The sequence below is a fragment of the Chitinophaga sp. genome, assembly GCF_035564935.1.
Lineage (GTDB): Bacteria > Bacteroidota > Bacteroidia > Chitinophagales > Chitinophagaceae > Chitinophaga.
In genome coordinates this window covers 1-4,220 of sequence record NZ_DATMTE010000685.1, presented here as the reverse complement: position 1 = coordinate 4,220, position 4,220 = coordinate 1, and the positions used below count along the sequence as shown (strand labels likewise).

The window sequence follows — 4,220 nt, the reverse complement described above, 5'->3', positions numbered from 1 at the left end:
ATCAGTTTAATCCTGAGTCAGACAACATCCGCTTTACATCACCGGTGTTTTTCCGCCGTCTACAGCGGTGCTGGTGCCTGTAATGTAAGCTGCCGCTGGCGATGCCAGGAATGCCGCCAGCGCTGCTACTTCACGGGCTTCACCAAAACGCTGCATCGGAATTTCCTTCAGCCACTCGGCTTCTATTACATCTGGCGATACATTGCGGGCGGCGGCGCTGCTGTTAAATAATCCTTCCAGCCGGGCCGTAGAGGTGGAGCCGGGTAACACATTATTAACCGTAATGCCGTGTGGCGCCAGTTCTGTAGCAAGGGTTTTAGACCATGCAGCAACTGCCCACCGGGTGGTATTGGATACGCCGAGGTTTTTTATGGGTGCTTTTACAGAAGTAGAAATGATATTGATGATACGGCCAAAGCCTGCGCTGATCATTCCCGGTACAAATATTTGCGCCAAAGCCTGATTACACAGCAGGTGTTGTGAAAAAGCGGCAGTAAATGCTGCTGCGCTGGCTTCCAGAACAGGACCACCTGCAGGGCCGCCGGTATTATTGATGAGTATGTGAACGGGGCCCCGCGCAGCAATCTTTTCCGCAGCCGCCGTTAGCTGTGCGATATCGGAAAAGTCAGCTACAGCATACTGGTGCTGCTGCCCGCCGGAGGTATCAAGTGTCGCTAGCGCCGCTTTTAACCTGTCTTCATTCCTTGCCAGTAAAATACATTCAGCGCCTAACAAAGCCAGTTCTGCTGCTGTGGCCAGCCCGATGCCCTGTGAGCCGCCGCATACAAGCGCTGTTTTTCCTTTGAGTGAGAGGTCCATCCGCAATCGTTTTATGTACAATGTAGCAAAAAATGTTTTATGCGTATAAAAGGAGCAGGGAAGATCAACTGACCTTCCCTGCTCCTTTTATTTTTTAGTAAGATGATATTACTTATACACGCACATAGATCTTCTTCCTGTCGAGAATAAATCCTACCAGCCAGCAGGTAAGCATGAATGCCAGTGAAAACAGCAATGAACCGAACTTACCCGGCGACAATGGCTGGAAGATAGTATCATTGATCCATTTGTAGAGGGAGTCGCCATTGACCATAAAGAAATAGAACAGGATAGCCAGTATTTCAGACAGCAGGTAGAGGAACAGCGGGTTTTTACCAAATACCGTAAAGAAACCGCTGCCTTTGGTAAAGCCGAGAATATCTATTACAAAGATCAGCAGCGATAACAGCAACAGATCAATACCTATCGTGAGCAGCACATAGGAACTGGTCCACAGTTTTTTATTGATAGGGAAAACCGTGTTCCACGCATAGGCCAGGAGCAACAGCAGTACACCCATGCCTGCCATACGGAGCAAGCCCGTTTTGGTTCGGCCCTGTTGCTGAACAAAAAGCCCGGTATAATAACCTGCTACCACATTCACTACAGCAGGAATAGTGCTGAGAATGCCTTCGGGGTCAAAGGCAATGCCTTCGCCGTGGTACATGTGATTTTCACCTAAAATAAGTTTATCAAGGAGGATGCCCGCGTTGCCGCCCATACTGTATTGTTCACCGGGAGTACCGCAGTACCACATGATGGCCCAGTATCCCAGGAGGAGTGCGGCACTTACGGCCCATACTACTTTTTTAGAGCAGTAATGGATGAGGAGGGAAGCAATACAGTAGCACAGGGCAATACGTTGCAACACGCCCAGTATGCGGGTATGGCTGAAAGGATTGAATGTAAGCCCGGTATCGGTATGATGTACAAACGGGAACCAGTACATCAGGTATCCGAGAAGGAAAATGATCAGGGTGCGTTTAAAGATCTTTCCCAGCACCGCTGAATTTCCCAGTTGTTCATACTTCCTCATGCTGAAGCTCATGGCATTGCCCACAGCAAAAAGAAAAGAGGGAAATACCATATCGGTTGGTGTCCAGCCATGCCAGGCAGCATGGTCGAGTGGCCAGTAAGTTCCACCAGTGCCGCCTGTGTTCACTATGATCATGAAACAAACGGTCAGCCCGCGGAACACGTCCAGCGGTAAAAAGCGTTGAGAGCTTTGTGTCATTTCCCTTTAATTGTATTGGTTGATAAGATGGTAAGGAATGAAAGAGCGTTGAGCTGCCTACAATATATACATCTAAATCCCAAAATCCAAATCTGAATTATCAGGAGAATAACAAATTGAGACATATGGACTAACGTGAGACACGTATAATTACTATTTTGGCAACTCCACTAAAAAAGTTACGTTATGAATTACCGATTTATTGCGTTGTGCGTGGCCGTGCTTATCCAGGTGAGCTGCAAACAGCCCGAAAAAGGCTTGTGGTCAAAGGAAAAGGCCAATGCCTGGTATGCAGGTAAAGACTGGATCAGGGGAAGTGATTTTATTCCCAGTACAGCTATTAACCAGCTGGAAATGTGGCAGGCTGCAACTTTTGATACCGCTACCATTAACCGGGAACTCGGTTATGCAGAAGGTATCGGGATGAATACGATGCGGGTGTACCTGCATCATGTACCCTGGGTAGTTGATTCAGCAGGCTTTAAACAAAGGATCAGCACGTACCTGGATATTGCCGACAGGCACCACATTTCCACCTTATTCGTATTTTTTGATGATTGCTGGGACAGCACTTACCAGGCTGGTCCCCAGCGGGCGCCGCGGCCGGGCATCCATAACTCAGGCTGGGTGCAGGACCCGGGCCTGGCTATCTATCAAAGCCCGGCATTGGTAGATACATTGGAAAGATATGTGAAAGATATCCTGACCTCTTTTGCGGACGACAAACGTATCCTGTTATGGGATCTGTATAATGAACCCGGCAATTCCGGGCATGGTAACAAAAGTATGCCCCTGCTGGAAAAAGTGTTTGCCTGGGGAAGAGAGGTAAATCCCTCACAGCCGTTGTCGGCCGGGATTTGGGACTGGAAGCTTAAAGACCTGTCGGCCTTCCAGGAAGCGCATTCCGATGTGATCACTTATCATAACTATTCCCCACCGGAAGAACACCAGCGGGATATTGATACCCTGCGCCGGTTGGGAAGGCCGCTTATTTGCACCGAGTATATGGCCCGTACCCGCAGCAGCCGTTTCGATAATATTATGCCTTTGCTGAAAAAGGAAAATATTGGCGCCATTAACTGGGGCCTGGTAGCAGGTAAAACCAATACCAAGTATGCGTGGAGCACGCCTATGCCCGATGGCAGCGAGCCTCCCACCTGGTTTCATGACATATTCCGTCCGGATGGAACTCCTTACAGCGAGGATGAAGTGAAAGTGATCCGCGGGTTAACCGGTAAATGATAATGGCTGGCGGCTTTCACTACGCATAGCGAAAGCCGCTGGCTATAACTATTTCGAGAATCCCCTTCCCAGTACTTCGTGTACTTCATGTATTACCACGAAAGCTTCCGGATCTGTTTCCTGCACCAGTGATTTGAGCCGCATCAGCTCCTGTTTACCTATCACTACATACAGTACTTCTTTGGGAGCGCCGGTAAAGGCGCCGTGCCCGTGCAATACAGTGGCGCCGCGTTTCATTTCGCCGGTGATCTTTGCCGCAATGGCTTCCGTGTGCGCGGAAATAATAGTGATGGCGCGTTTGGTGTTAAGCCCGTCTACAATATAATCTACTGCCCTGGCCCCAATGTATACGGCAATAAAGGTATACATGGTTTTTTCTATGCCTATTATAAAAGAAGAAGATACAATCACAACAATGTCGAAAATAAGCATCGCGTTGCCCAGGGTCCAGCCGAAATATTTATTGAACAACCTGGCCACAATGGCGGAACCGCCGGTGGTACCGCCAGACAGGAATACCAGGCCAATACCGATACCCACCAGCAGGCCGGCAAATATAGCCGCCAGTAACGGGTTGGTGGTAACCGGTGTGAGTGTGTTTTCGGTGAGATAAAGGAACAGGGAACAAAAAAGGATGCCAAGGATCGTGTACAACATGCTTCTTTTATCCAACAGCCGGTATCCCGTTACAATCAGGATAGCGTTGATGATAAAATTTGTTACACCCGGCGACCATCCCCAGTAATAATAGGTTACAATCGTAATACCTATTACGCCTCCTTCCGATAACTTATTGGGAATAGCCAGGTAGTTGATGCCTGCAGCAAAGATGAAGGCGCCGGCTATAATGAGTAAAATATTTTTTGCATGCTCTTTCATGCTGCAAAAATACGCTTTTGCCATACGTGGAAACAAACCTGCCTAT

4 protein-coding genes are annotated in these 4,220 nt (G+C 48.5%); 1 reads left to right on the top strand and 3 read right to left on the bottom strand.

All coding sequences use genetic code 11. The annotated features are described in order from the left end of the window. Positions 1–33 precede the first annotated feature (33 nt). Entirely contained in the window at positions 34–819 is a 786-nt protein-coding gene (locus VN105_RS17740) for an SDR family oxidoreductase (protein WP_325642864.1), read from the bottom strand. 112 nt (positions 820–931) lie between these two features. After that, positions 932–2,053, bottom strand: a complete 1,122-nt coding sequence (locus tag VN105_RS17735) for a DUF5009 domain-containing protein (protein WP_325642863.1) — start codon at positions 2,051–2,053, stop codon at positions 932–934. A 186-nt stretch (positions 2,054–2,239) separates the two neighbouring features. On the opposite strand from VN105_RS17735, the gene VN105_RS17730 reads away from it, so the two are divergent. Continuing rightward, positions 2,240–3,295, top strand: a complete 1,056-nt coding sequence (locus VN105_RS17730) for a cellulase family glycosylhydrolase (protein WP_325642862.1) — start codon at positions 2,240–2,242, stop codon at positions 3,293–3,295. Between the two features lie 48 nt (positions 3,296–3,343). Here the strand turns inward: VN105_RS17730 and VN105_RS17725 are convergent, their stop codons facing one another. After that, positions 3,344–4,174, bottom strand: coding sequence for a YitT family protein (locus VN105_RS17725; protein ID WP_325642861.1), 831 nt, complete (start codon positions 4,172–4,174; stop codon positions 3,344–3,346). Positions 4,175–4,220 lie beyond the last annotated feature (46 nt).